22 protein-coding genes, 1 tRNA gene and 4 pseudogenes are annotated in these 25840 nt (G+C 73.8%); 13 read left to right on the plus strand and 14 right to left on the minus strand.

The window, feature by feature from the left end; translation table 11 throughout:
- Positions 1-188 (minus strand): transposase (locus ABZ924_RS26925; protein WP_361914975.1); only part of this gene is annotated, 188 nt, incomplete at its 3' end.
- Between the two features lie 326 nt (positions 189-514).
- On the opposite strand from ABZ924_RS26925, the gene ABZ924_RS26930 reads away from it, so the two are divergent.
- Together ABZ924_RS26930 and ABZ924_RS26935 are read left to right on the plus strand one after the other, a co-directional pair.
- On the plus strand, positions 515-700 hold the full coding sequence (locus tag ABZ924_RS26930; protein ID WP_361914885.1) for a helix-turn-helix domain-containing protein: 186 nt from the start codon (positions 515-517) through the stop codon (positions 698-700).
- A 22-nt stretch (positions 701-722) separates the two neighbouring features.
- Positions 723-1270: pseudogene (locus tag ABZ924_RS26935) on the plus strand (HD domain-containing protein).
- Here the strand turns inward: ABZ924_RS26935 and ABZ924_RS26940 are convergent.
- Both ABZ924_RS26940 and ABZ924_RS26945 read right to left on the minus strand, forming a co-directional pair.
- Positions 1258-1733, minus strand: a pseudogene (locus ABZ924_RS26940) (NUDIX domain-containing protein). The pseudogenes ABZ924_RS26935 and ABZ924_RS26940 overlap by 13 nt on opposite strands.
- Before the next feature lie 2 nt (positions 1734-1735).
- Positions 1736-1964, minus strand: a pseudogene (locus tag ABZ924_RS26945) (XRE family transcriptional regulator); the annotation flags it as partial.
- Positions 1965-2008: 44 nt separating this feature from the next.
- Between ABZ924_RS26945 and ABZ924_RS26950 the strand changes: the two are divergent.
- Both ABZ924_RS26950 and ABZ924_RS26955 read left to right on the plus strand, forming a co-directional pair.
- A complete protein-coding gene (locus ABZ924_RS26950; protein ID WP_361914888.1) occupies positions 2009-2422 on the plus strand; it encodes a hypothetical protein in 414 nt (137 codons plus the stop codon).
- A gap of 165 nt (positions 2423-2587) precedes the next feature.
- Positions 2588-2872, plus strand: coding sequence for a hypothetical protein (locus ABZ924_RS26955; RefSeq protein WP_361914891.1), 285 nt, complete (start codon positions 2588-2590; stop codon positions 2870-2872).
- A gap of 194 nt (positions 2873-3066) precedes the next feature.
- On the opposite strand, the gene ABZ924_RS26960 is transcribed toward ABZ924_RS26955, so the two are convergent.
- Positions 3067-3139, minus strand: a tRNA-Arg gene (locus tag ABZ924_RS26960).
- Between the two features lie 331 nt (positions 3140-3470).
- Between ABZ924_RS26960 and ABZ924_RS26965 the strand changes: the two genes are divergently transcribed.
- The 5 genes from ABZ924_RS26965 to ABZ924_RS26985 all read left to right on the plus strand — a co-directional run bounded on the left by ABZ924_RS26965 (position 3471) and on the right by ABZ924_RS26985 (position 10346).
- Complete coding sequence (locus ABZ924_RS26965; RefSeq protein WP_361914894.1) at positions 3471-5087, plus strand: ATP-binding protein; 1617 nt, start codon at positions 3471-3473, stop codon at positions 5085-5087.
- Between the two features lie 4 nt (positions 5088-5091).
- Positions 5092-6903, plus strand: coding sequence for a GTPase (locus ABZ924_RS26970; RefSeq protein WP_361914897.1), 1812 nt, complete (start codon positions 5092-5094; stop codon positions 6901-6903).
- A 116-nt stretch (positions 6904-7019) separates the two neighbouring features.
- Positions 7020-7427 carry a single-stranded DNA-binding protein gene (locus ABZ924_RS26975; protein WP_361914900.1) on the plus strand — a complete coding sequence of 136 codons (408 nt, stop codon included), beginning with the start codon at positions 7020-7022 and terminating at the stop codon, positions 7425-7427.
- 68 nt (positions 7428-7495) lie between these two features.
- Positions 7496-8770 (plus strand): thioester domain-containing protein, encoded by a 1275-nt coding sequence (locus ABZ924_RS26980; RefSeq protein ID WP_361914903.1) that lies wholly within the window; start codon positions 7496-7498, stop codon positions 8768-8770.
- A 73-nt stretch (positions 8771-8843) separates the two neighbouring features.
- On the plus strand, positions 8844-10346 hold the full coding sequence (locus ABZ924_RS26985) for a phosphatase PAP2 family protein (RefSeq protein ID WP_361914906.1): 1503 nt from the start codon (positions 8844-8846) through the stop codon (positions 10344-10346).
- Positions 10347-10359: 13 nt separating this feature from the next.
- Here the strand turns inward: ABZ924_RS26985 and ABZ924_RS26990 are convergent, their stop codons facing one another.
- Positions 10360-10941 carry a hypothetical protein gene (locus ABZ924_RS26990; RefSeq protein ID WP_361914909.1) on the minus strand — a complete coding sequence of 194 codons (582 nt, stop codon included), beginning with the start codon at positions 10939-10941 and terminating at the stop codon, positions 10360-10362.
- A 206-nt stretch (positions 10942-11147) separates the two neighbouring features.
- Here ABZ924_RS26990 and ettA point away from each other — a divergent pair, with 206 nt between their 5' ends.
- The 3 genes from ettA to ABZ924_RS27005 are packed head-to-tail and all read left to right on the plus strand — an operon-like array spanning position 11148 to position 14094.
- Positions 11148-12812, plus strand: coding sequence for an energy-dependent translational throttle protein EttA (gene ettA, locus ABZ924_RS26995; RefSeq protein ID WP_361914912.1), 1665 nt, complete (start codon positions 11148-11150; stop codon positions 12810-12812).
- Between the two features lie 14 nt (positions 12813-12826).
- Positions 12827-13315, plus strand: a complete 489-nt coding sequence (locus tag ABZ924_RS27000; RefSeq protein WP_361914915.1) for a thioesterase family protein — start codon at positions 12827-12829, stop codon at positions 13313-13315.
- Entirely contained in the window at positions 13312-14094 is a 783-nt protein-coding gene (locus ABZ924_RS27005; RefSeq protein WP_361914918.1) for a hypothetical protein, read from the plus strand. Before ABZ924_RS27000 ends, ABZ924_RS27005 begins: the two co-directional genes overlap by 4 nt.
- A gap of 57 nt (positions 14095-14151) precedes the next feature.
- Here the strand turns inward: ABZ924_RS27005 and ABZ924_RS27010 are convergent, their stop codons facing one another.
- The 3 genes from ABZ924_RS27010 to ABZ924_RS27020 form a co-directional block, all read right to left on the minus strand.
- Positions 14152-14499, minus strand: a complete 348-nt coding sequence (locus ABZ924_RS27010) for a DUF1036 domain-containing protein (protein WP_361914921.1) — start codon at positions 14497-14499, stop codon at positions 14152-14154.
- 9 nt (positions 14500-14508) lie between these two features.
- A complete protein-coding gene (locus ABZ924_RS27015; protein ID WP_361914924.1) occupies positions 14509-14712 on the minus strand; it encodes a hypothetical protein in 204 nt (67 codons plus the stop codon).
- Positions 14713-14897: 185 nt separating this feature from the next.
- Positions 14898-15302, minus strand: coding sequence for a globin (locus ABZ924_RS27020; RefSeq protein ID WP_361914927.1), 405 nt, complete (start codon positions 15300-15302; stop codon positions 14898-14900).
- An 88-nt stretch (positions 15303-15390) separates the two neighbouring features.
- On the opposite strand from ABZ924_RS27020, the gene ABZ924_RS27025 reads away from it, so the two are divergent.
- The gene (locus ABZ924_RS27025) at positions 15391-16398 is read left to right on the plus strand and encodes a methyltransferase domain-containing protein (protein ID WP_361914930.1); all 1008 of its coding nucleotides are present in this window, start codon (positions 15391-15393) and stop codon (positions 16396-16398) included.
- 22 nt (positions 16399-16420) lie between these two features.
- Here the strand turns inward: ABZ924_RS27025 and ABZ924_RS27030 are convergent, their stop codons facing one another.
- From ABZ924_RS27030 to ABZ924_RS27055, 6 genes and pseudogenes are all read right to left on the minus strand, one after another.
- On the minus strand, positions 16421-17503 hold the full coding sequence (locus ABZ924_RS27030) for an FHA domain-containing protein (RefSeq protein WP_361914932.1): 1083 nt from the start codon (positions 17501-17503) through the stop codon (positions 16421-16423).
- 47 nt (positions 17504-17550) lie between these two features.
- Positions 17551-18876 carry a VWA domain-containing protein gene (locus tag ABZ924_RS27035; RefSeq protein WP_361914935.1) on the minus strand — a complete coding sequence of 442 codons (1326 nt, stop codon included), beginning with the start codon at positions 18874-18876 and terminating at the stop codon, positions 17551-17553.
- Between the two features lie 204 nt (positions 18877-19080).
- Positions 19081-20592: pseudogene (locus ABZ924_RS27040) on the minus strand (PP2C family serine/threonine-protein phosphatase); the annotation flags it as partial.
- Between the two features lie 3 nt (positions 20593-20595).
- Complete coding sequence (locus ABZ924_RS27045; protein WP_361914937.1) at positions 20596-23397, minus strand: tetratricopeptide repeat protein; 2802 nt, start codon at positions 23395-23397, stop codon at positions 20596-20598.
- Positions 23394-24653 carry a hypothetical protein gene (locus tag ABZ924_RS27050; protein WP_361914940.1) on the minus strand — a complete coding sequence of 420 codons (1260 nt, stop codon included), beginning with the start codon at positions 24651-24653 and terminating at the stop codon, positions 23394-23396. Before ABZ924_RS27050 ends, ABZ924_RS27045 begins: the two co-directional genes overlap by 4 nt.
- 207 nt (positions 24654-24860) lie before the next feature.
- The gene (locus ABZ924_RS27055) at positions 24861-25805 is read right to left on the minus strand and encodes a glutamate ABC transporter substrate-binding protein (RefSeq protein WP_361914978.1); all 945 of its coding nucleotides are present in this window, start codon (positions 25803-25805) and stop codon (positions 24861-24863) included.
- Positions 25806-25840: the final 35 nt, after the last annotated feature.

Raw genomic sequence — 25840 nt, forward strand, 5'->3', positions numbered from 1 at the left:
GCAGGCAGCTGCTGCCACGTACAACCGGACGTGGCCACGAACACGATCGCAGCAAACACTTCCCGGTCGCCATGCCGACGCCGGCCACCGCCCTGAGGCCGCGACGGCGCCTCCGGCACCACCCGCTGGAACAACTCCCACAACTCGTCCGGCACCAGCCGCTCAACAATCCCCACCACGACCGACAGCCTACCCAACCACCCAAATGAGATGGCCTCTTAGGTTCGGCGTCTGGAGCGGACGGGAAGATCAAGTGTCGGACCAGGCCAGTCCTCGCGGGACCTTCTCGAAGGTCGCTGACGCGCTGAAGGCCGAAATCGTGTCTACCGCCGAGATGACTGAGTTGTCGTCACTATCGCAAGTTATGGACGCCTATAGCGTCTCATTCGCGGCGTGGCGCTCAGGGCGTTTCAGGTGCTGCGGAAGGAAGGCGTTGCCGAACCGGTACCCGGCGCCTGGTGGCGGGTGATCCGCGAAGAGGAGGGCACGGATCGGCGGCCGTTGGCTGAGCGAGTTGCGGCACTCATCGTGTCTGAGCGGCTGGAAGTCGGGGCAGCGTTTTCTGAGCGCAGGCGAGCTGTCCTCGCGACTCGGGGTCTCCCGCCCAACCATCAGCAAAGTGCTGACGCAGCTTGAGGTCGCAGGAGTGCTGAGCGAGGGAGGGGACAGGGAAAGCGGCGAACGGTTCGGGCTGTTCTGAACCAGGAGGAGGACTCAAAGCCTTGAGCACCACAACGCTGACTGGGTGGGCGTACCCGCTCGCGGAGTCGCTGCTGGTGAGGCGCTTCCGCGCCGGTGGCAGCACTCCCTCGGGGGCGCGGAGAGGGCTCGCAAGCGTGCCGATTCTGGGTACGTACGCGCCGAGCTGCTGGAGGCGGCGGCGGTACTGCACGACATCGGCTACGCCCCGACCCTGGCCAAGACGGGGTTTCACCCGCTCGATGGCGCCCGGTATCTCCGGGACACGGCCGGCGCGGACGAGCGGGTCGTGCGACTGGTCGCGCACCACTCCTGTGCATGGATGGAGGAACTTGAGGACGAGTTCCCGCGCGAGGCCCGAGCTGGCCGATGCGCTCTGCTTCTGCGACATGAACACCACCCCGGACGGCGGCCCCCACCAACCCTGTGGACCAGGTGGACGAGATCGCTGGTCGGTACGGCCCGGACAGCCTGATCGGAATATTCATCCGACGCGCAGAGCCCGAGATCACCGCTGAGCTGTGGGCGCGGGCATGAGCGGCTGGCCGCCGCCAAGCGTCAGCCGATGTAAGGCGTGCTCCGAGATGTGTCCATCGCGTGCTCGATGCGTAGGAGCATGGTCGAGTGGATGTCCAACTCCGAGAGATCGGCCGGATCCACCCAACGCACCTGGGTCGTCTCGTTGCTCGTACGGATGTCGTCACCGATTGGCCGGGCCCGGAAGCAGATGCTGAACTGCTGCCGAGCCTCGCCATCGTCGTAGAGCATGACGTGTCCGGGGTCGGTGTAGATCCCCGACATGTCGAGCACCTCGGCCTTGATTCCGGTCTCTTCCCAGACCTCTCGCACCACGGTGTCGCTGATCGATTCACCGATGTCGTGGCCGCCGCCCGGAAGGGCCCATCGCCCGTTGTCGGAGCGCTGGATCACGAGTACCTTTAACCCTCGTCGTTCTGCATGAAAGCCGCGACGGAGGGCACGACGGAGTTTGCCGTCGGCGCCTGCGGGTCGTGGAGATAGCCGATGCGTCCCATGCTCATGCCTCCGTGAAGTCGTGGTCGGTCCGCGCCTCCCCAGGTTTGTTCGATGCTATTGGCGCATGTGTCGAATCGGCCGCCACCAGGGAGTCGGCGCAGGTGAAGCACCGGGGCGAGGCAGGCACCGATTCCGTATACGTGGGTGTTCACGAGTATCTCGTCGTCTGCGCGGAACAGGGAGTTGTACAGCGTCGCGTTGTGGAGTCGTATCCCGGTCGCGGGGTGGCTCGCCATGAATGGCCGCCTGGGAGGACCCGCGGACGTTGGAGCGTGTGCTCGATGCGCTGGCCAGGGAGCTGGACGGCTCGGCGACTGCTGCGAGCTCTGGCAAGCGGGCGCGCCGGATCCTGAACGTGGCCGTGGAGGACGCAGTCAAGCACGGCACCTTGAAGGCCAATTCGTTGCCGAAGAGGCGGGGGACCGCGCCGAAGTCGTCTGCTGCAGTCGACAAGCGGTCCCTTGTGGGCAGGGACCAGGCGGCTCACCTGTTGGCGTGGGTTCGTCGGCGCTCTCGGGGTGGGAGCCGGCTGCATGCCTTCTTCGCGGCCATGTATTACGCGGGCCCCCGGCCCGAGGGAGCGGTCGCCATGCAGGTGGTGGACGTCCGGCTACCGGGCGCGGGGGACGACGATCAATGGGGTGAGCTTCTCATCCACTCGGCGCGGCCCGAGGTCGGCAAGCACTGAACCGACAGCGGTGAGATTCACGAGCGGCGCGGTCGCAAGGGGCACGCTGAAGACGACATGCGGGTCGTCCCGTGCAGACGTGCGGTGATGCGGATCCTTCGCGAGCACGTCGCGGCCGAGTAGCTGAAGCCAGGCGACCTCCTCTTTCAGGGGAGAACGGGGGGTGTGCTCGCGGGAACGGTCATCCGTCAGGCGTGGACGACCGCCCGGAAGAACGTGCTGACGGAGGAGGAGATCGCGTCGCCGCTGGGGATGCGGGTCTATGACCTGCGGCATACCTGCCTCACCAACTGGCTGAACGATGGCGTACCACCGGCACAGGCGGCCGACTGGGCGGGGAACAGCGTTCCTGTCCTGCTTGCCGTGTATGCCCGATGTATCACCGGGCAGTTTCCGGACCTCAAGCGGCGGATCGAGCGTGCCGGCGGGGACCTGCCCGAGGTGTCGTAGGTCGGCTGAAGATCGCGGAAAAGTTCACCGCGTATTCTCCGGGCCACCCGCAGAGACCCGGTGACTGCCGGACGCCCCCGGGCGCCGGCCGGGGGCATCGGGCCGTTGCGGGCGCTGCGTCGGTCGTGGCAAAGTGCCTCTGACCTGCACGGAAGCCCTCCCGGGGGGAGGGCTTTCGGCTGGGGTGGTGAGAGTGCCCCCGGCAGGACTCGAACCTGCGGCCAAGTGCTTAGAAGGCACCTGCTCTATCCACTGAGCTACGGGGGCCGGAAGGTGGCCGTGGTGGCCTGGAGCCCCGGGGTGTGGGTGGGACTGTCGTCCGTGCCGGGTCAAGGATAGGGCTCCGGTTGCCTTGTCCCGGTTGCTTCACCCGCGTGCCACGATGTGGAGGTTCGGTGAAGCGGTCCCGATAATCGCAGGCAGGTGCGATTCTCGCACCGCTTTTGCGCCGCGGCGCCCTGGGTGTTGTGCACTCGTTATGCCTGCGTCCCACTCGTCTGCTCTGACCGGAAGGTCCCTCCGAGTCGCGGTCGGCGCGCAGAGGGCGTATAAGCTTCAAAAATGGTCCTAAATTGGGCATTCTTCGCATGTGGTGACCTTGGATGTTCGGCCTCAGCTGCTCGATGCCCTGTCCGCCCTGCGCGACCGGGTCGCGTCCGTGCGTCTGCCGCTGCCCCTGCCCGGCGCCCCGCGCGCCCGCCAGACCAGAGCCGAGCTGCTCGCGCAGCTCGACGACTACCTCGTACCGCGGCTGAAGGCGCCCGAGGCCCCGCTGCTCGCCGTCGTCGGCGGCTCCACCGGGGCCGGTAAGTCCACCCTCGTCAACTCCCTGGTGGGCCGCCAGGTCAGCGAAGCGGGAGTCCTGCGGCCCACCACCCGCATCCCCGTGCTCGTCTGCCACCCGGACGACCACCACTGGTTCGCCGGGATGCGGGTCCTGCCCGACCTGCTGCGCGTATGGGCGCCGCCCGGCGAGGACGAGCCGTTTCCGGCCGGCGGCCGGGCGGGCGACCCGGGGCCGGAGCCCCACGGCGCGCCCACCCGTGAGCTGCGGATCGAGACCGCCAGCGGCCTGCCCCGCGGACTGGCCCTCCTCGACGCCCCCGACATCGACTCCCTCGTCGTCGAGAACCGCACCCTCGCCGCCGAGCTCATCTGTGCCGCCGACGTCTGGGTCATGGTCACGACCGCCTCCCGCTACGCCGACGCCGTCCCCTGGCACCTGCTGCGCACCGCCAAGCAGTACAAGGCGACCCTCGTCATCGTCCTGGACCGCGTGCCGCACCAGGTGCTCGGCGAGGTCTCCCGGCAGTACGGGGCCCTCCTCACCCGCGCCGGGCTCGGCGACGTCCCCCGGTTCACGGTGCCCGAGCTGCCCGAATCGGCCGGCGGGGGCGGGCTGCTGCCCGCCAGCGCCGTCGCCCCGCTCGGTGCCTGGCTCGCCCACCACGCCCAGGACCCCGCCGCCCGGCAATACGCCGTCGGCCGCACCGCGCTCGGCGCGCTGGACTCCCTCGGGCGCCGGATGCCGGAGCTGGCCTCGGCCGTCGCCGCCCAGTACGCCGCCGCCGTACGGCTGACCACGGCCGTGGAGGACGCGTACAAGCAGGAGGGCAAGCGGGTACGGGCCCGGCTCGACCAGGGCGCCGTACTCTCCGGGGACGCACTGACCCGGTGGCGCGGCTACCCCCTCGACACCACCGCCGACGAACTGCTGGACTCGCTCGCCGAATCCCTCGGCGCCCTCCTGCAGTGCGCCGTCGCCGCCGCCGACGAGCGGATCGCCGAGGCCTGGCGGCGCGAGCCGGCCGCCGGGGCGGTCCCCGTGCCCACCCCGGACCGGGAGGCGGCGGAGCGCATCGGCGTGGCCGTGCGCCGCTGGCGGCGCGTCCTGGAGGAACTCGCCGAGCAGGAGGTCGCCTGGTGCGAACGGCAGCCCGCCCCCGACGCCGACGGCATCGCCGCGCTGCTCGTCGCGGCCCTCCTCGGCGGCAGGCGGGCCCGCCCCGCAGGGGAGAAGCTCGCCGAGCGGATCGGCGTACAGGCCGCCGTGCGGCTGCGCGACCGCGGCGGCGAGCTCGTCGCCGACCACCTCGAACAGGTGCTGCGCGCCGAACGGGACCGGCGCCTGGCGCCGCTGGAAGCCCTCGAGGTGACCCCCGAGCCGCAGGCCGAGCTGATCGCCGCGCTGTCCGTACTGCAGAAGGAGAGGTGACGCGGTGAACGCCCTGACCGACCGCACCGACGACCGCTGGGACGACGGACTGATCGCACGCTCGCGCCCCGTGCGCGAGGCGGCGGGGGAGGACGGCGACGACGGCGACGACGCGCTCATGCGGGCCCTGTCCGGCGCGGGCAGCGACAGCGGCAGGACGCCCGCGCCGCCGGTCAGCCGCGAGGCCAGGGCCCTGCGCAGCCGGCTGGAGGCGCTGGGCCGGCTGGTCGCGCTCTCCCGGACCCGGCTCGACGGCAAGACCCTCGCCGAGGCCGGCCGGGTCCTCGACGAGGCGGCGGCGCGGCGCGGGCTGTCGGCGCAGCACACGGTCGTCGCGATCGCCGGAGCCACCGGAAGCGGCAAGTCCACCCTGTTCAACGCACTCGCCGGAGTGCAGATCTCCGACACCGGGCTGCGCCGGCCGACGACCGCCGCGCCCATCGCGTGCAGCTGGTCCGACGGCGCGGCCGGACTGCTGGACCGGCTCGAGATCCCCGGCCGGCTGCGGCGCCGCCCGCGCGAGACCACCGAGGCGGGCGCGCTGCGCGGGCTGGTCCTGGTGGACCTGCCCGACCTGGACTCCGCGGTGGGCGCCCACCGCGAACACGTGGACCGCGTCCTCGCGCTGGTCGACGCGGTGGTGTGGGTGGTGGACCCCGAGAAGTACGCCGACGCGGTGCTGCACGAGCGGTACCTGCGCCCGCTCGCCGGACACGCCGAGGTGACGTTCGTCGTGCTGAACCAGGTGGACCGGCTGCCCGGTGAGGCCGCCGACCTCGTCCTGGACGACCTGCGGCGGCTGCTGGACGAGGACGGCATCGCGCTCGGCGAGCACGACGAGCCCGGCGCGACCGTCCTCGGGCTGTCCGCGCTCACCGGCGAGGGCGTCGCGGAACTGCGCGAACTGCTCGGCCAGTTCGCCCAGGAGCACGATGCCGCCACCCGGCGCATCGCCGCCGACGTCGACCGGGCCGCCGACCGCATGCGCCCGCTGTACGTGGCCGACGGCCACCCCGGGCCCGAGATCGGGGAAGAGGCCCGCGCCGAGTTCGAGGACCGGCTCGCGGAGGCGGTCGGGGCGCATGCGGCCGGGCTCGCCGCCGAGCGGGCCTGGCGGCGCAACGCCGGCAAGGCGTGCGGCACCCCGTGGCTGCGGCTGTGGCGGTGGTACGGGAGCCGGCGCGCCCCGCGCGCGCTGGCCGGGCTGGCAGCCGGGGAGATCGGCGGCCGCGGGCCCGGCTCAGGCCCGGGGCCGGAGGAGGAGGTGACGGCGCGGCAGCGGGTGGAGCAGGCCGTACGGGCCGTCGCCGACGCGTCGGTGGCCGGGCTGCCCGACCCCTGGGCCCAAGCGGTACGGGAGACCGCGGTGCGCGGCGGCGAGCAGCTGCCCCGGCTGCTGGACGAGGTCGCGGTGACGCTCGGGGCGGCCGCCGCGGTGCCGGGCGCCAAGCCGCCGCGGCCCGCGTGGTGGCCGGCGGCCGTGCTCGCGCAGGCGGCGATGACGCTGGTTCAGATCTACGGCGGGCTGTGGCTGGTCGGGCAGATCGTCGGGGTGTTGGAGCCGGACCTGGTGCCGCCGGTGCTGCTGATGGCGGCGGGCATCGTCGGCGGGCCGCTGGTGGAGTGGGCCTGCTCGATCGCGGCCAGGGGGCCGGCCCGGCGGTACGGGCAGGACGCGGAGCGGCGGCTGCGGCAGGCGGCGGCCGGGTGCGGGCGGGCCCGGGTGCTGGAGCCGGTGGCGGCGGAACTGCTGCGCTACCGGGAGGTGCGGGAGCAGTACGCGACGGTGGCGAAGTTGTCCACAACCCGTCAGTAATCCACAGGGGCGGGCGGGATCCGGGGCGGTCGGCCAGCCTGGTCGTACGCCGTGCGGAGGGTCCGTGCGGGGAGGGACGCGTCCGTGCGGTGACGGACGCGGGGGAGGCGGCCGCGGTGAACGACACGCTGGTGACGCTGATCGGCCATGTGGCCACGCAGATTGACTACAAAGAGACCGTCAACGGGCCGTCCGCAAGGTTCCGTTTCGCCGTCACACCACGGTATTTTGATCGACGCAAGGACGCTTGGACGGATGGGGCCACCAGCTTCTACACCGTGTGGGCCCGGCGCACCCTCGCGGTGAATCTGACCGGTTCCGTTTCGGTCGGCGAACCGCTGGTGGTGCACGGGCGGCTGAGGGTGCGGGACGAACCGCCTGACGCCGACGGGAACCGCTGGTTCTCGGCGGAGATCGACGCCACGGCCATCGGCCACGACCTCAACAGGGGGACGGCCGCGTTCCGCAGGGTGGTCAAGGCCGAGCCCGCCCTGATGGCCACTCAGAAGGCGGCGGTGGTCTGAGTGTTCGAGGCAGCTAGGATTCCCCGGTACTCACGGGCACCAGGGTCTTTGGCCCGAAGGGGAAGACTGTGTCGATTGGCGTTCCCGCATCCTCCGCTTCTGATTCCGCTTCTGCTCCGCGCACTTCTGCTGCTGCCGGTTCCGTCCTGCCTGCGGCCGCAGCCGCGGCTGCGGCCGGCGCTGCCGCGCCGGGGCGGGGGTCCGCGCGGCGGCCGCTGGCGGTGGCCCTGCTGGCCGCGGCCCTCGCGGCCGCGCCCGGAGCGACGGCTGCCGCCGACTCCGGGGCACCCGCCGCCCGGACAGCGGAGGGGGCGACCGCCGTCCTCGACGGGCTCAAGACCTTCGGGCAGGCCGTCCTGCACGCCCCCGACGGGTCGGTCCGGCAGATCCCGGCCGGGCTGTACGAGATGCGGGTCGACGGCGGCGGGATGCTCCAGACCTACGGGGTCGGGGTGGCCGGCACCGCGCAGCCCCAGGCCCGGTACACGGAGAGCGGCTGGAGCGGCAGCCCGCTCGCCGGGAACGCGGAGGCGGGCCGGATCCGCTGGGTCCTGGAGCACTCCTACCCCCAGCTGAACGACCTCGTCGGGCTCGCCAAGGCGGCCGGGGCCGGGGCGCTCACCGCGGAGAGCGCGGCGGCCGGAACCCAGGTGGCGATCTGGCGGCTGGCGGACGGGGCGCAGGTCGAGGCCGCCGACCCGGCGGCTGAGAAGCTCGCCGACTACCTCCAGCGGTCCGCGGGGCGGCTGCCTGAGCCCCCGGCCTCGCTCCACCTGGATCCGGCGAGCGTGTCCGGGCCGGTGGGCAGCCGGATCGGCCCGGTCACCGTGCGCACCGGGGCGCAGAGCGTGACGGTCACGCCCGACGCGGCCGCCGCGGCCATGGGGGTGCGGGTCGTCGACGCCGAGGGCCGGCCGGTCACCGCCGCGGCCAACGGAAGCCGGCTGTACGTCGAGGTACCCGCGGGCACCCCGGACGGGACCGCCTCGATCAGCGTGCAGGGCTCCACGAAGGTGCCGGTCGGGCGGGTCTTCACCAGCGGTCTTCCCACCCAGGCGCAGATCGTGGCCGGCTCCAGCGAGTCCGCGGCCGCGGCCCGGGCGACGGCGGTCTGGCCGCAGCCGCTGGTGGCCGCGGCGGGCAGGGCCGACGGGGGGAACGTCGTGACGGCGGCCTCCGCCGCGGCCGAGCCCTCGACCAGCCCGGACGAGGAACGTCTCGCCACCAGCGGCAGCTCGGCGGCCACGCCGGTGATCGCCTCCCTGGCGGTGGGCCTGGTGGTGCTGGGCGGGCTGGTGGTGCTCCTGGTCCGCAAGCGGCCGCTGGAGGAGGACGAGGCGTAAGGGGAAAGGGGAGGTGAAGGGGAGCGCCCGATCGGCCCGATTTCGGATCCCCGTCCCGGGGTAAGGGCGAAAGATGGCTGATCAGGAACTCACTTGGTGGGGCGCCGCCGCGCGATGGGACCGGGCCCTGTTCGACGCGGTGGCCCGGCGGCACTGGCCCGGGGGCGACCGGGTGCTGCCGCGGCTCAGCCGCGCCGCCAACCACGGGGTGCTGTGGGGAGTGGCCGCGGTGGCCATCGCGGCCTTCGGCCCGGCCGGAGCCCGCAAGGCCGCGGTGCGCGCATCGGCCTCGCTGGCGCTGGCCTCGGCGACGATCAACACCATCGGCAAATGGTCCGTACGCCGCCCGCGGCCGCTGCTGGAGGGGGTGCCCGCAGTGCGGCAGCTGGCCACGCAGCCGCTGACCACCTCCTTCCCCTCCGGGCACTCGGCGTCCGCCTTCGCCTTCACCACCGGGCTGGCGCTGCATGCTCCGCTGTGGGGTGCGGCGCTGGCTCCGGTCGCCGCGTCGGTGGCGTTCTCCCGGGTGTACACGGGGGTGCACTACCCGTCCGACGTGGTCGCGGGGGCCGCGCTCGGAGTGGCCGCCGGCTTCGCCGTGCGCGGGGTCGCGGCCCGCGTCGAGGAGGCCCGGTCCGTCCCCCGGAACGAGTCGGCCGCCGCCGACGCGCCCGCCCTGCCGGACGGCGAGGGGCTCGTCGTGGTCGTCAACGCCGCCTCGGGCACCCCGGCCGCCGCGGGGCTCGAGGTGCTCCGTGACGCCCTGCCCGCCGCCGAGGTGGTCGAGTGCGAGGGCCCGGAGGTGCGCGGGGCGCTCGCGGCCGCCGCCTCCCGGGCCGCGGTGCTCGGGGTGTGGGGCGGCGACGGCACGATCAATGCCGCCGCCGGAGCCGCGCTGCGCGCCGGGGTGCCGCTCGCGGTGTTCCCCGGCGGCACGATGAACCACTTCGCGCTCGACCTCGGCCTGACCGGCCCGGAGGACACCTGCCGCGCCGTCGCCGAGGGCCGGGCCGTCCGCGTCGCCGTGGGCCGCTTCACCCCCGGGCCCGGGGCCGGGCCGGCGGAGCACGGGTACTTCCTGAACACCTTCAGCATCGGGGCGTTCCCCGAGTTGCTGCGCCACCGGCTGCGCTGGGCCCCGCGGATCGGCAGCGGTCCGGCCGCGCTGCTCGCCGCCTGGAAGGTGCTGCGGGCCGAGCGGCCGGTGCCGCTGCGGCTGGCCGGGCGGCGGCGGAGCGTCTGGCTGCTGTTCGCGGGCAACGGCACCTACCACGGCGCCGGACCGGTGCCGCGCCGCCGCGAGAGCCTCGGCGAAGCCCTGCTGGACGTCCGACTCGTCCACGGCGGCGGCCGCCCCGGCCCCCGCCTCCTCGCCGCCGCCTTCACCGGCCCCCTGTCGCGCTCCCCGCTGCACACCGCCACCAGCCTGCGCCGGCTCCGGATCGCCGACATCCCGCCCGGGACCCCCTTCGCGTACGACGGCGAGTACGCCCGCTGCCCCGCCTCCCTGGTCCTCGACACCCTGCCGGAGGCCTTGACCGTGTACTGCCCGGACGGCCCGGGCAGGGAGGAGTGACGGCGCCGCCGCCTCAGGTCCTGACCGGGGCCGCGGCGGAGGTGCCGCCCGCGCCGACCCCGAGGTCGGTGCGCATCACCGCGCGCATCCGGTCCCACCGCCGGTACAGGTGGTGGAAGTCCACGGTGCGTATCTCGTCGAACGAGCCGTCCGGGTCGGGATCGCCCTCGTCCAGGCACATGATCCGGCGGTACATGTCGGACAGGGCGCCGCTCATCCCGTCGAGCTCGGCCAGCACCGAGCCGGAGGCGATCATCTGCGCCTCCGCGAAGGCCGAGTGGTGCTCCCGCCGCGCTTCCTCCAGCGCCTCCCGGGCCTCCGGGGTCACCTCTGCCTTCTGGATCAGCCACAGGAAGTTCATCAGCTGGGTCCGGTAGCGGCGGAAGACCGCGTTGACGTTCATGTAGCAGTCCCGGCGGCGGTCGAGCTCCGCCTTCTCCTGCTCGCGCAGCCACTGGACCTCCGTCAGCCGCCGCTGGCGTTCGAACTGGTCCGTCTGGACCCGGGCCAGGGACCGGTGCGACAGGACGGCCACGACGAGCGTGCCGGTGACGCCGACCAGCGCGGTGGCCAGCCCGACGAGAGCGTTTCCCACAGAGCCTCCCCTTCTCCGTGTGCATGATCTTCGTGCCCGCGCCGATGGACGGGCTTCGCGCCGGTGGGCGGGCTTTCGTGCCGGTCCCGCGGCCCTCCCGGTCCCGCCGCTGATCAGGGCGCTGACCATACGGGTTTCCGCCGCGGGGTGGACGGCTGGCAAGATGGGGTGTATCTGCCCACCATCGATCTGCCGGACGGTTTCTCTTGGCTGAGTACATCTACACCATGCGCAAGACGCGCAAGGCGCACGGTGACAAGGTGATCCTCGACGACGTCTTCCTGAACTTCCTGCCGGGAGCCAAGATCGGTGTCGTCGGCCCGAACGGTGCCGGTAAGTCCACCGTCCTGAAGATCATGGCGGGCATCGAGCAGCCGTCCAACGGTGACGCCTTCCTGTCGCCCGGCTACAGCGTCGGCATCCTCATGCAGGAGCCCAAGCTCGACGAGAGCAAGACCGTCCTGGAGAACGTCGAGGACGGCGTCGCCGAGATCAAGGGCAAGCTCAACCGGTTCAACGCGATCGCCGAGGAAATGGCGACGAACTACACCGACGAGCTGATGGAGGAGATGGGCAAGCTCCAGGACGACCTGGACCACGCCAACGCGTGGGACCTCGACGCCCAGCTGGAGCAGGCCATGGACGCCCTGGGCTGCCCCCCCGGCGACTGGCCGGTCGTCAACCTCTCCGGTGGTGAGAAGCGCCGCGTCGCCCTCTGCAAGCTCCTGCTCGAGGCCCCCGACCTGCTGCTCCTCGACGAGCCCACCAACCACCTCGACGCCGAGTCCGTGAACTGGCTGGAGCAGCACCTGGCCCAGTACAAGGGCGCCGTCGTGGCCGTCACCCACGACCGCTACTTCCTCGACAACGTCGCCGAGTGGATCCTGGAGCTCGACCGCGGCCGCGCCCACCCCTACGAGGGCAACTACTCCACCTACCTGGAGAAGAAGGCCGAGCGCCTCAAGGTCGAGGGCAAGAAGGACGAGAAGCGCCAGAAGCGCCTCAAGGAAGAGCTGGAGTGGGTCCGCTCCAACGCCAAGGGCCGCCAGGCCAAGTCCAAGGCCCGTCTCGCCCGCTACGAGGAGATGGCCGCCGAGGCGGAGAAGATGCGGAAGCTGGACTTCGAGGAGATCCAGATCCCGCCGGGCCCGCGCCTGGGCTCGATCGTCGTCGAGGTCAACAACCTCTCCAAGGCCTTCGGCGACAAGGTCCTCATCGACGACCTGTCCTTCACGCTGCCCCGCAACGGCATCGTCGGCATCATCGGTCCGAACGGCGCGGGCAAGACCACGCTGTTCAAGATGATCCAGGGCCTGGAGGCCCCGGACGCCGGCGACATCAAGGTCGGCGAGACCGTCAAGATCTCGTACGTCGACCAGGGCCGCGCCAACATCGACCCGAAGAAGACCCTCTGGGCGGTCGTCTCGGACGAGCTGGACTACATCAACGTCGGCCAGGTCGAGATGCCGTCCCGCGCCTATGTCTCCGCGTTCGGCTTCAAGGGCCCGGACCAGCAGAAGCCGGCCGGCGTGCTCTCCGGCGGTGAGCGCAACCGCCTGAACCTGGCGCTCACCCTCAAGCAGGGCGGCAACCTGCTGCTCCTCGACGAGCCGACCAACGACCTCGACGTCGAGACCCTGTCCTCCCTCGAGAACGCGCTGCTGGACTTCCCCGGCTGCGCCGTGGTCGTCTCCCACGACCGCTGGTTCCTCGACCGGGTCGCCACGCACATCCTGGCGTACGAGGGCGAGTCGAAGTGGTTCTGGTTCGAGGGCAACTTCGAGTCCTACGAGAAGAACAAGGTCGAGCGGCTCGGCCCGGACGCCACCCGTCCGCACCGCGCCACCTACAAGAAGCTCACCCGGGGCTGAGGCAGGCAGCCACCATGGCAAGACACCAGTACCGATGCCCCATGCGCTGGGCGGACATGGACGCCTTCGGGCACGTCAACAACGTCGTCTTCCTCCGCTACCTGGAGGAGGCGCGCATCGACTTCATGTTCCGCCTCGCGCCGGGCGAGGGCAGTGAGTCCTTCACGGGCGGCTCCGTCGTGGCCCGCCACGAGATCGACTACAAGCTGCCCCTCGTGCACCGCCACGAGCCCGTGCTCATCGAGTCCTGGGTGACCCGGATCGGCGCCGCGTCCCTGACCATCCGCTACGAGGTCAAGGACGAGGCGACCGAGGACCGGCCGGAGACGGTGTACGTGCGCGCCGAGACGGTCGTCGTGCCGTACAACCTCGCCGAGGGCCGGCCCCGCCGCATCACCGACGAGGAGCGGCACTTCCTCGAGGAGTACCTCGACGCGCCCGCGCCCGAGCGGGCGGGTGCCGGTGCCCGGGCGAAGCGTTCCGAAGGGCGCCTCGCGGCATGAGCCCCACGCTGCGCTTCGCCGACCCCGGGGAGGCGGCGGACCTCGCCGCCTTCCTGGGCCGGCTGGTGCACTACGACCGCGCCGCCGCGGTCCGCCTCCAGGCGGGCGGCGGCGCGCTCGCCGTCTTCGGGCGGCCGCCGTCTTTCGACGTGCTGGCCATCCGCACCGTGCGGCTCGCGGAGCCGGTCGCGATGCCGCTGGACACGACCGTGTCCGCCGGTGAGCTGCTGGAATCCGTGGACGAGGACGCCGCCGGCGCCGTCGTGCCCGCTGCCGTCACCGGCCCGCCGTGGGCCGGGGTGCTCCCGCCGCGCGGCGGCTGGCAGGAGGTTGCGGGGCTGCCCGCCCCCGAGGCGATCCGGGCAGCCCTGGCCGGCGCCGTCGCCGAGTTCCGGGCCCGCGACGAGGCCCTGCCCCCGCAGCACCGGACCCGCTCCCAGCGGGACCGCATCGGCCGCGAGATCTGGTCCAGGACCCTGGGCGACACCGAGCTTCCGCTGCGCGCCGTGCACGCCGCGCAGTCCCTCGGCTTCCTGCGGCCCACGCGGTCCGCGGTGCCGGCCGCTTCCGGCGCCCGTGCCGTCACCGCCGGTACGGGTACCGCTTCCGCGGCGGCCACCGGTTCCGCTTCCGCGGGTGGCCACGGGGCGCCCCAGCCGGTCGCGCTGCTCGCCTCCGGCGGCTGGCTGCGGCTGAGGACCCCGTACGGCTCGATCGCCCTGCGCCGCCCCGGCGTCGCCGGCGGCCTGGGCGCGCTCCAGGTCCGGCCGGTCCGGTAGGGCCGCGGCCCGCGGACCGAGTGCTGCGGGCGAGTGCTGCGGGCAGCGCGCTGCGGGCTACGGGTTGAACGAGTGGGTGTGGTTCGGGCGGCTCACGACGAACTCGTTCATGAGGATCTCCCGCGAGTTGCCGTCCGTGGTGTTCGCACACCACTCGAAGGCCTGGTGCGGGACCGTCTCCCGGAACCGGTCGCGCCACTCGACGCCGTCACCGGCGTACGCGTAGCAGTACCAGGTCGCGTTGACCGCGGAGGGGTCACCGCCGAAGACCGTGGCACTCTCCCCGGGGCCGATCCGCCACCAGCCCTCCTTCACCCAGTTGCTGCCGTCGGAGCAGCTGGGCTGGTACCGCTCCACCATCGTCCAGATCTCGCGGTGGTAGTTGTTCTGGAACTTCAGCGCCATGACCTGCTCCTACTCTCCGTGGGGGTGCCTGCGGGCGGCCGGGCTGCCGTCGGCCGGGGACACGGGCGCCGGCCCGCGGCCTGGTTGCGAGGAGCTCGTACTCTCCGCATGGCCGGAGTCGGCGGCCGACCGGCCCGAGGCGAGGGCGCGGTCCAGTGCCTCCTCGTCCGCGTCGGTGGTCGGGTCCACGGCGTCGGCCGTGCTCTGCGACATGGGAACTCCAATCTCCGTCGGGGTGGTGCGGCGGAGAGGTTCCCGGCAGGAGGAGCGGTGTACCGCGGGGTGGCTGCCCGTGCCCCGTACGGGCCCGGCGGGGGCCCTCGCACGGGGGCTCTTGTACGGCCGCTTGCAGGGTCCCTTGCACGGCGGCGGGTCGGTGCGGGGCGTCGGTGGCCGGATCAGCCCGCGGTGTTGATCATCGAGGCGGCCGCGTACGTCAGGTACCGCCACAGCTGGGCCTCGTGCTCCGGCGCCAGGCCCAGCTCGTCCACCGCGACCCGCATGTGGCCCAGCCACGCGTCGTGCGCCGCCGCGTCCACCTGGAACGGGGCGTGCCGCATCCGCAGGCGCGGGTGCCCGCGGTTCTCGCTGTAGGTGTTCGGGCCGCCCCAGTACTGCATCAGGAAGAGCGCGAACCGCTCCTCGGCCGGGCCGAGATCCTCCTCCGGGTACATCGGGCGCAGCAGCGGGTCCTGCGCCACCCCCTCGTAGAAACGCCGCACCAGGCGGCGGAAGGTCTCCTCGCCGCCGACCTGCTCGTAGAAGGTCTGCTCCTGAAGCGTGCCCCGCGGAATCTCATTCACCCGACCATCGTCTCAGACACCCGGACGGAGGACGGAGGTCTTAGGACCACCGTTCGCCTCGGGCGGCCGGGCGCAGGACAGTGGAGCCATGGGCGCACATCGCACGGAGCACGTCGAGCGGCGCGATCTGCGGGAGACCGCGCACGCCGCCCAGGTGCGCGAGCTGACCGCCGCCGGGGTGCTGGAGGACCCGGCCTGGCGCGCGGCGTTCGCGGCGGTGCCCCGGCACGAGTTCGTCCCGTGGTTCTTCACCGGCCGCGGGGCCGGGCACGAGCGGCTGTGGGCCGAGGACCCGGACCCGGCCCGCCGTGCCCGCTGGCTGCGCGGGGTATACGCCGACACCCCGCTGGCGACCCGGCTGCGCGACGGCGAGCTGGTCTCCTCCAGCAGCCAGCCGTCCCTGATGGCGAAGATGCTCACGGCGCTGGACGTGCGCGAGGGGAACGACGTACTGGAGATCGGCGCCGGCACCGGCTACAACGCGGCGCTGCTCTGCCACCGGCTCGGCGACGAGCACGTCACCACCGTCGACCTCGACGAGGAGATCACCGAGTCCGCCCGGGCGCACCTGGCCCGGCTCGGCTACCGGCCCGCCGTGGTCACCGGCGACGGCGCGCGCGGCTGCCCCGCCCGCGCCCCCTTCGACCGGATCCTGGTGACCTGCACCCTGCCGCGGATCCCGCTCGCCTGGCTCGGCCAGTGCCGGCCGGGGGCGCGGATCCTGGCGCCGCTGGCGACCGGCCTGCTCGCGCTCCGGGTCCGCGACGCCGACTTCGCGGAGGGCCGCTTCCTGCACACCGCGGTGTACTTCGTCCCGCTGCGCGGGGCCGCGGGATCGCCCGCGGGCCTGCCCGGGCAGGAGTACGGGATCCCGTACGAGCTGGTGGAGAACGAGCGGTTCCAGTTCATGCTGATGCTGACCGCGGGGGCACTGCACCCGCGCGAGGCCCTGGACCTGTGGCGCGGCGAGGGGCGGCCGGGCCGGGAGCGGTTCGGCGTGACGGTCAGCGCCGAGGGGCAGTGGTCGTGGCTCGACGACCCCCAGGGGCCTTACGTGTGGCCGCTGGGGGAGGCGGACGAGCGGGGCACCGGATGACCCCGCCGCCGGTGGGCCGGGATCAGCCGCGGCGGATGGTGATCGTGGTCCAGGCGCCCACGTGGACGCGGTCGCCGTCGGCGAGCGGGATCGGCACGTAGGGCTGGATGGGATCCTCGCCGCCGTTGATGGTGGTGCCGTTGGTGGAGTTCTGGTCGACGACGGCCCAGCTGAAGTCGGGCTGCTGGACGAGCACGGCGTGCTGGTGGGACACGCCCGGGTCCTCCGGCGGCACCGACAGGTCGATGTCCGGGGACTCGCCCGTCGAGGCGCGGCGGCGGCCGATGGTGATCGTCGCGCCGGAGAGCGGGAGGTGCTGCTCGGGGGAGTACGCGGGCAGGTTGAGCCCGGCCGCCTCGGGGCCGCTGCGCTGCATCATCGCCATGAAGTACGAGCGGTCGGGGCCGATCGTCGCCGTCCAGGAGCCGCTCCGGGAGGGGAAGGCCTGGTGGGGCTGCGGCTGAGGCTGAGGCTGCGCCGGGGACTCCGGCTGCGGCTGGGGCTGCTGGTACTCGGGCTGCGGCGCGTACTCCAGGGGTGCGTACTCCTGGGGCGCGGGCGCCTGCTGGTACTGCTGCGGCTGCTTCTCGGCCGGCGGCGGCAGCAGCCAGTCGTCCTCGCTCTGCAGCGGCTCGGCCGGTCGGTTGACCCGGGAGGGGCGCGAGCCCTGGTACTCGAGGTGGTCCTGGGAGAACGGCGCCGATGCCGCAACGGGGGGCGGCGGAGGCGGGGGCGGCACGGTGCCCGCCGCCCCGGTCCCACTCCCGGCCCCTGCCATGGCCGCGGCCCCGGCCCCGGTCCCGTTGCCGTTCGAGGCGGCGCCGGGCGCCTCCTGGCCGAGCGGGGCGTACGAGGTCGCCGAGCGCGTCAGGAAGTTGTACCGGCACTCCTCGCAGAACGGGGCCATGGCCTCGCGCGGGGTCCGGCACTGCGGACAGAGCTCGGCCTGGGCCGTCGGCTCACCGGTGGTGGGAGGGTAGCCGTAGCCGTAGGAGCTCGCGGCGGGCGCGGCCGCGGCGGGCGCGGCCGCGGCAGCCATGCGGTGGCCGCAGACCTCGCACCAGTCGTCGGAGGCGGACTGGTGCCCGTTCGGGCAGGTCGGCATGGCGGGTCTTCCCCCTTCGGCCTGCTTCGCCGTCGCGGCAGGTCTGCTCAGGTCTTCTTCACTCGGACGGTCTGGGTCGAACGCGTTTCGAGGGTCATCTCGTCGGCGTCCGCGACCCTGGCTTTCAGCCGCACAGTACCCGCAGCGGCGTCGACGACATCCACCACCTTCGCCAGCAGTTTGGCCGTGTCCGCGTTCCCGGAGGCACTCGCCAGCTGCACGGCACGGCCCAGCTTGGCCGTGGCGCCGTCGACATCGCCCAGTTTGCGGGCTTCCAGGCCCTGTTGGATAGCCTGCGCGAGCTCCGCCTGTCCGGTGTAGTGCGCGACCTGCGGGTTGATGGCGGTGGACGCCGCCGGATCGGCCGTCCACACCGCCCGGACCAGTCCCTGGCCGAGGGTCGTCGGGGGTTCACCGGCAGGGCCCGGCAGGAGGAGCGTGGCCCGGGCGGCCAGCATCTCCTGACCCACCGCTGCCGCAGGCACCCGTACGCACACGTGGTACTCGCGGGACTCGTCGCCCCAGGAGCCCGTCGGGTAGTCGCCGGCGCGGGGTCCGGCCTCGGTGCGGCGGTCGCTGAGGTCCAGGACGGAGGGCGCCACCTGTTTGACGTACCGGACCTCTGCGCCGACCGGGGTCCACAGGCGCAGGGCGACGTCCGCGACCTCCTTGCCCATGACGTTCTCCATCATGCGCGTGAAGTCCTCGGTCAGGTGCGCCGGATCGGCCACGATGTCGGCGGAGCCGAGGAGGGCGTCCGCGATGCCGGTGACCTCCTTGACCTCCCAGTCGGTGCCCACGCCGCGGGCGTCGCAGGTGAAGCGCCCGGCGCAGGAGTCGAGGGTGGCGCGCAGGACGGCCGGGTCCTCGTGCTCGTTGCGGCCGTCGGTGAGCAGAATGCCGTGCCGGATGGCGGCGGGGGACTGGCGCAGCAGGCCGTCGGCGAGGCGCAGCCAGGTGCCGATGGCGGTGCCGCCGCCCGCGGTGACGGCCTGCAGGGCCTGCTTCGCCTGCGCGCGGGTGACCGGGTCGGCGAGGGCGAGGCGGCCCTGCCCGGGGTAGACCTCACGGGCCACGTGCGTCCCGGCGATGACGGCGAACGAGGTGCCGTCGCGCAGGGTGTCGATGGCGGCGGCGGTGGCCTCGCGGGCACCGCGCATCTTGTTCGGCGGGTGGTCCATGGAGCCGGAGCAGTCGACCATGATCACGACGGCTGCCGAACCCCGGGCGGCGGCCGCGCGGGTGGCGGCGGCGCCACCGGTGGCGGTGACCGTGACGATGGCGTGGACCTCGCTCCCGCCCTCGGGAAGGAACTCGTTCTGGTACACCTCCACGGTGAAGCGGGGGGCGCTCGGCTTGGCGAAGTTCGCCATCGGTGCGACTCCTAGGGCGAGGTAGGGGCAGGCAGGCAGGCGGGACAGGGCTGTGCAGTGCAGGGCAAGGCAGTGCAGTGCAGGGGCCGGTCAGGGTCGAGGGCGTGCTGCTGCTTCCGCTTCCGCTTCCGTTTCCGCTTCCTTCTTCGGTTCCGCTTCTGCTCCCGGCCGCGTCAGGTCCGGTTCCCCGCCGGGCGGCGCCGCGAACGGCACCACGGCCACCGTCACGTTGTCGTGCCCGCCGCCGTCGAGGGCGTGGCCCACCAGGACCTGCGCACTGTGCAGGGGCCGGGCGGCGGCGTCCGCGGGCAGCACCTGGGCCATCTCGTGCGCGGACTCGGCGTAGTTCCACAGGCCGTCGGTGCAGACGAGCACCACGCCCGCGTGGTCCGGCTTGAAGGTGGCGGTGTGCGGCTCCAGGTCGTACGCGTCGGCCCCGAGCCAGCCGGTGATGGCGTGCGCGCGGACGTCGGCGTAGGCCTCGGCCTCGCCCATCAGGCCGGCGGCGACCATCTGGGCCGCCCAGGAGTCGTCCTCGGTCAGCCGGCGCGGAAGGGCCTCGCGGTCGTCCGGGATCCAGTACGCGCGGCTGTCGCCGACCCAGCCGACGGTCAGCAGGCCGCCGCTGACGACGGCGCCGACCAGGGTGCAGGCCGGGGCGTTCTGGGCGCCGGGGACCTGCGGGGCGAGGGCGGTGACGGCAGCGGCGGCGGCCAGGATGGCCTCGTGCATGGCCTCCTGGGGGTGGGCGCCGCGGGGCAGGGCCTCCAGCAGGGACTCGTTCGCCGCGGCCGCGGCGGCGGCCGACGCCTCGTCGGGGCGGCTGGCGGAGGAGACGCCGTCGCAGACGATCGCCACCGTCGCCGTGGAGCCGTCGGCCAGGGCGGTGGCCGACACGGCGAAGGAGTCCTCGTTGCGGTGGTGGCGCAGCCCGCGGTCGCTCACGGCGGCGACGCTGCAGAGCTCTTCCTCGAGGTGGTCGCGCTCGCGGGGCTGGGCGTGCCCGCAGTGCTCGCAGTAGCCGTCGGTGTCGACCCGCCCGGCCCGGCAGGCGACGCAGGTCTTGCCGCCGGCCGCCTGCGCGCTGCCGGTCCCCTGCGGGGTGCCGGCGCCGTACGGGGTCTCGGGCCCCGCGGTGTACGGGGCCTCGTGCCCCTGGACCGGGACCGCACCGCCGTACGGGGCTTCGGCCGCGCCCGGAACGGAGCCGGCGGGCCGGTCGTGCCGCGTCTCGCCGCTGCCGTACGCGGCCTGCGGGGCCGCCTCCGCCGGGGCGGCCCAGCCGCCGGCGGCGGGCTCGACCCCGCCCGCCGCCCACGCGGGAGCGGGCTCCGCCAGCGGATACTCGTCGACCGCCGCCGACACGGCACCCGGAGCCGACCTGCCCGAAGCACCCGCGGGCGGGGCCCCGGCCGGAGCCGGTACACCCGCGGCGGCGCCCGCCGGGCCTGCGGCCGGGGCAGCGCTTGGCCGCGCCGGGCCGACCGCGGTGGCGCCGGACCGGCCGGTCGCCCGGCCGGTGGCTCCGGCCGGGAAGGCCGGCGGTGCCGCGGTGGCCGTACGGGGGGCCGCCGTGGGGATCGGGAGGGTGGGGTCGTCGTCCGGGAGGGGAGGGGGGAAGGCCCGGACGGGGGAGCCGCAGACGCCGCAGAAACGGTCACCCTCCTCGAGGGGCTCCGCGCAGCCGGGGCAGCCAGACGGCCGATGCATCGACATCACTCACACCCACGTCCGGGGGCGGAAACGGTTTGCCCGCTCCACCAGTTCGATCCTGTCCTCGCCTCGCTGCGCCAGCCGCGCGAGTACGCGGTACGAGCGCTCCAACCCGAAGCGCAGGCCCCGCTCGTCCAGTTGGCTGCCGAGCAGCGTGGTCCTACCGGGGTCACTGCCCCGGCTACCCGACAGTACCCAGTCCAGGGCCGAGCCCAGAACCTCGGTCGACAGCTGCTCGTGCCGCACCGCGTCCAGCCCGAACCGCTCCAGCGCCTCCACCTGCGCGGCAGCCGCCGCCAGATCGGGCAGCAGGGCCTCCTCGGGAGAGCGGTCGCGCAGACGTGCCCGTACGGCTGCCACCCGTGCGGCGGTGTAGTGGATGGAGGCCTCCGGCACCGACTCCAGCGTGCGCACCGCCGCATCCCGGTCGCCGGCGGCGAGTTGGACCCGGGCCAGGCCGAACGCCGCGCTCACGAAGCCGGGATCGGTGGTCCACACGAGCCGGTAGTACTCGGCGGCGTTGTCCAACTGCCCCAGCACCTCCGCGCACAGGCCGAGGGCCAGCTTGGGCGCCGGCTCGCCCGGGAAGGCGTCGTAGATCGCGTCGAAGGAGAGCGCGGCGATCCCGTCGTCCCCGGTGGCCAGCGAGGCGATCCCGCGGGCCCACACCACGCGCCAGTCGTCCGGGTGCCGTGCCTCCAGGTCCGTCAGGACCTCCCCGGCCGCGGCCAGTTCGCCCAGCTCGAGCCGGGCGCGCAGCTCGCGCAGCCGCAGTTCGGCCGAGTCGGCGGGGGCCGTGCCGAGCGCGCCCAGCAGATCGGCGGGAGCGGAGGCGAGCAGGCCGGCGAGGAACCCGGCGTTGGGGTCGCCCGCGTCGACCAGCGGCACCGGCAGGGCCAGCGCCATGTCCCGGGCGTCGAGCGCGGCCAGCCGGGTGAGCCGGTCGGCCGGAGCCGCCACCGCCCCCGCGGCCACCGCTTCGCCTGCCGCGCGTGGCGCCGGTACGGCCGCCCGGGCCGCAGCCGCGGATCCCGCCGCCGGTCCGCCGGCCCGGTGCGTCGCCGGGGCCTCCAGCGGGGCGGCGGCACCGCCCGCCTCCGCCGGGAGCGCCCCGCCGGCAGCCGGGGACCCCGCCGCGACCGGCACCGTGCCCGCAGCACCCGCAGCACCTCCAGCACCCGCAGCCCCGGCACCGCCGGCCCGGCCGCGCGCGCCGAGCCGCACGAACCGGCCCGGCAGCAGCCCGGCCACCGCGGAGTCCGGCACCGGCCGCGCCCCCAGCCGGGACACCTCCGCACCGCCCGTGTCCGCGAACAGCCGGGTGTCGGGGACCCGTACCTCCGGCCCGAAGAGCGTGGAGATCTGCGGCCGCGGCCGGCCGGTCTGCAGGGCCACGACCTCCCGCAGCACGCCCGTCAGCTGGTCGGCCATCTCCTGCGCGGAGGAGAACCGCCGCCCCGGGTCCGGGTCGGTCGCCCGGACCAGCAGCCGGTAGAAGGACTCGTACCGCCGGAACACCTCGATGTGCTCCGGATCCGGCAGCGAATCCGCGAACACCGTGGTGTAGCCCTGGAAGTCGAAGGTGAGCACGGCCAGGGTCCGCGCCACCGTGTACAGGTCGGAGGCGACCGACGGGCCGAGCTCGGCCACCTCCGGCGCCTGGTAGCCGACCGTGCCGTAGATGGCCGACTCCTCGTCGTCCATCCGGCGCACCGCGCCCATGTCGATCAGCTTCAGCTGGTCCTGCTGCTGGATCGCGTTGTCGACCTTGAAGTCGCAGTACAGCAGGTGTCTGCTGTGCAGGTGTGCGAGCGCCTCCAGCGCCTCGATCCCGTACGCACAGGCCTGCTCCACCGGCAGCGGGTCGCGGCGGCCGTCCGGGCGCCGCCGCTCGTTGGCGATCTCCTTCAGCGACTTGCCGCCGACGTACTCCATGACGATGTACCCGTCCAGCGAACCGGTCCGCTGGTCCAGGTGCTCCACGAAGTTGTAGATCCGCACGATGTTGGAGTGCTCGATCTCCGCGAGGAAGCGCCGTTCGGAGATCGCCGCGGCCATCGCGTCCTGGTCGCCGGTGTCCAGCAGGCCCTTGAGGACCACCCACCGGTCGGAGACGGCCCGGTCCACCGCGAGGTACACCCAGCCGAGGCCGCCGTGCGCCAGGCAGCCCGCGACCTCGTACTGGCCGTGCACGATCTCGCCGGGCCGCAGCTTGGGCACGAAGGAGTAGGGGTGCCCGCACTTGGTGCAGAACCCCTCCGTCCGGCCCGGCCGGTCCCCGCGCGCCCGCCCCACCGGAGCCCCGCAGTCGGAGCGCGAGCAGAACCGCTTGCGCTCGGGCACCTCCGGGTTCTCCAGCACCGCGGCGGACGGATCCGGCCGCGGCACCTCCGGTACGTTGACCAGCCCGGCCCCGAGCCGGCTGCGGCCGGAGCCGCCGGCCGACGAACCCGAACTGCGCACCGACACCGAGCGGGTGGAGGCCACGCCCGACAGCCGGCCCGACACCGAGCGGCGCGAGGACGACGACCGGGAGGAGCGCGAGGACCGGGAGGAGCGCCCGGACGCCGAGGCCGCAGACGCCGTCCCGGAGTCCCGCGAGCCCTGTGAGCCGCGCGGATCCCGCGGGTCCGGGTGGCGCGCCGGGCTCGTCATGCCCGTCGGCGGCGACACCAGCTCCTCCGCCCCCGCGGAGACGGCCCCGACCGGGGCCAGGCCGCAGGTGTCGCAGTACACCTCGCCGCCGCCCATGTCCTCGTACGACCCCGGGCAGCCGGGACGAACGCACGCGGTTCCGACCAGGCTCATGCGTCCTCCTCCCCCGGCCCCGCGGGCCGGTCCTGCTGCGGTGCCAGTGCCTCGGCGGCCGCCTGCTGGTAGCGCAGCACGGCCTGCTCGGCGGCCCGCAGGTCGCACGGGGCGCTCCACAGCATCCGGCGGGCCGCGTCGTACCGCTCGACGAGCAGCAGGTCCTCCGCCAGCCCGTGCCGGACCACCTTCGCCCGGTACGCGTCCAGCCGGCCCCGCAGCTCGGCGCGGACCGCCAGCGGCGCCGTCACCGCCGTCAACGATTCGCGGGCCCGGCGCAGTTCCTCCTCGGCCCGCACCTCCAGCGCCTCCAGCAGCGGCGACAGCCGGTGCCACCGGGCGTTGCGCCGGTGGTCGGCGGCCAGGGACAGCTGCTCCTGCAGCGCGGTCGGCGGGCCGCTGACCGCGGGCACCTCGGACGCGGCGATCTTCGCCAGCACCTCGGTGCGCGCCGCCCGCGCCTCCGCCAGCGTGCGGTCGGCCCGCGAGAGCACGTCCCGCAGGGCGATCAGCCGCTGCTCGGCGTCCTGCCGTACGGCGAGCACCGCCTCGACCTCGCGGCGTACGTCCTCCAGCGCGAGCGCGGCCCGGTCGTAGCGGGCGGTGTCCGGACGGCCCCCGCCGGGCGCCGAACTGCCCGACACCGGCTGCCAGAACGCCAGCGGGTCCGCGATCACCTGCGCCCGCAGCTCCGCCAGCTCGGCGGTGATGGCCTCCAGGTCGTCGCCGGAGGGGTGCTCGCCGGGGCGGACGCCCACCGAGTGCGCGAGGGAGCGGGTGCGGCGCAGCTCGGCGGCGAGCAGGTCGATACGGGCGGGCAGCGCCGACCACACCGAGTCGGCGGCCACCACCACGTCCAGCGAGCGCGCGTACAGCTCGTTCATCCGGGCCACCAGTTCGGCCAGGGAGAGCCGCTCGGCGAGCGCCCCGCCCTCCGCCGCGGCCCCGGCGATCACCACGCCGGGCCCGCGCAGCCGCTCGGTCAGCTCGGCCAGGTCCTCGCGGGAGGGCCGGCGGCGGCGCTCGCGGATCTCCCGGGCGGCCTCCAGCGCCCCGCTGTAGGCCTCGAAGTACGTCCACAGCCGGGTGATGGCGGCGTCGGCGGCGCTCCACCGCTCCGCGGTGACGCCGGTCAGTGCGGCGCCCTCCAGCAGCCGGCGGCCGGCGTGGTCCTGGAGGGCGAGCAGCGAGGTCTCGACGGCCTCGTGCTCGGCGCCGAGCCGGGCCAGCGCACGGTCGACCTCGTCCCGGTCCATCACTGCCGACTGCGCCTCGAACGACTGGGCCCCAAAGGGCTGAGCCTCAGACGACTGCGCCTGAAACGACTGCGCCTGATACGACTGCGCCTCGAACGACCGTGCCTCCACCGGCCCCGCCTCCGCTGTCCCGTCCTCCGGATCGGGTTCCCCGACACCGGCCCCCGATTCTCCCCCGCACACCGGCCGTACCCGCGCCACCCGGCCTCAGTCCCGGTACTTGGGCGCGGGCGGCCCGGCCACGCCGGGCAGCACGGGCTTGAGGTGGGTGACGTACGCCTGCATCCAGGGGCTGGCGTCGCCGCCGGCCCGGTAGTTCTCCAGCACCTTGTTGACGCGCCGCACCAGGTCGGTGGCCTCCTTGTTCATGGCGACCCCGTAGAACTCCCTGGTGAACGGGGAGCCGACGAGGCGCACCGACGGGTCCTGCGCGGCCTGCCCGGCCGCGAGCGCGTTGTCGGTGATGATGCCGTCCACCTCGCCCAGCTGGAGCCGGACCAGGCAGTCCAGCTGGTTGGGGACGCTGACCGGCACCGCCCCGTACGACTGTGCCTTCAGGGCCGTCTCGGCCGTGGAGCCCGCCGCGGTGCAGATCCGGCGGCCCTTCAGCGAGGCGTCGTACCCGGTGATGGGGGAGCCCTTGGGGGCGAGGACCTGCTGCCCGGCCTCGAAGTACGCCGTGGAGAACGCGACGTCCTCCAGGCGCTTGCAGTTGATCGTCATGGTGCGCACGACGACGTCGACGCGGCCGTCCTGGAGGGCGGGGACGCGCTGGCTGGTGGGGATGGCGCGGTAGATGACCGCGTTCTCGTCGCCCAGGATGTCCTTGGCGATGGCCTTGACCAAGGCGATGTCGAAACCGTCGAGGCGGCCGTCGACCGGGTTGCGGTAGCCCCACTTGAAGCTGTTCTGGTCCACGCCCGCGACGAGCTTGCCCGCCTTGCGGATCCGCTCGATCGTCGGCCCGTCCACCGCCGAGGGGCGCAGGCTCGCCTCCGGGTCCTGGCAGGTGTCGGTGAGGGTCCACGGCGTCTGCGGGGCGGCCGCCACGGCCCCGGGCTCGTGGACCACGGCCGGATGCCCGCCCTCCGGGGCCGCCTGGGCCAGCGGCAGCAGGACCGCCGCCGCCGTCACCGCGCAGGCGGCGGCCATCGCGGTGACCCCGCCCCAGCCGCGCAGCCGCCCGG

Origin of the sequence: Streptomyces sp. NPDC046876 (assembly GCF_040645035.1) — a bacterium.
In the GTDB taxonomy this organism is placed as follows: Bacteria; Actinomycetota; Actinomycetes; order Streptomycetales; family Streptomycetaceae; genus Streptomyces.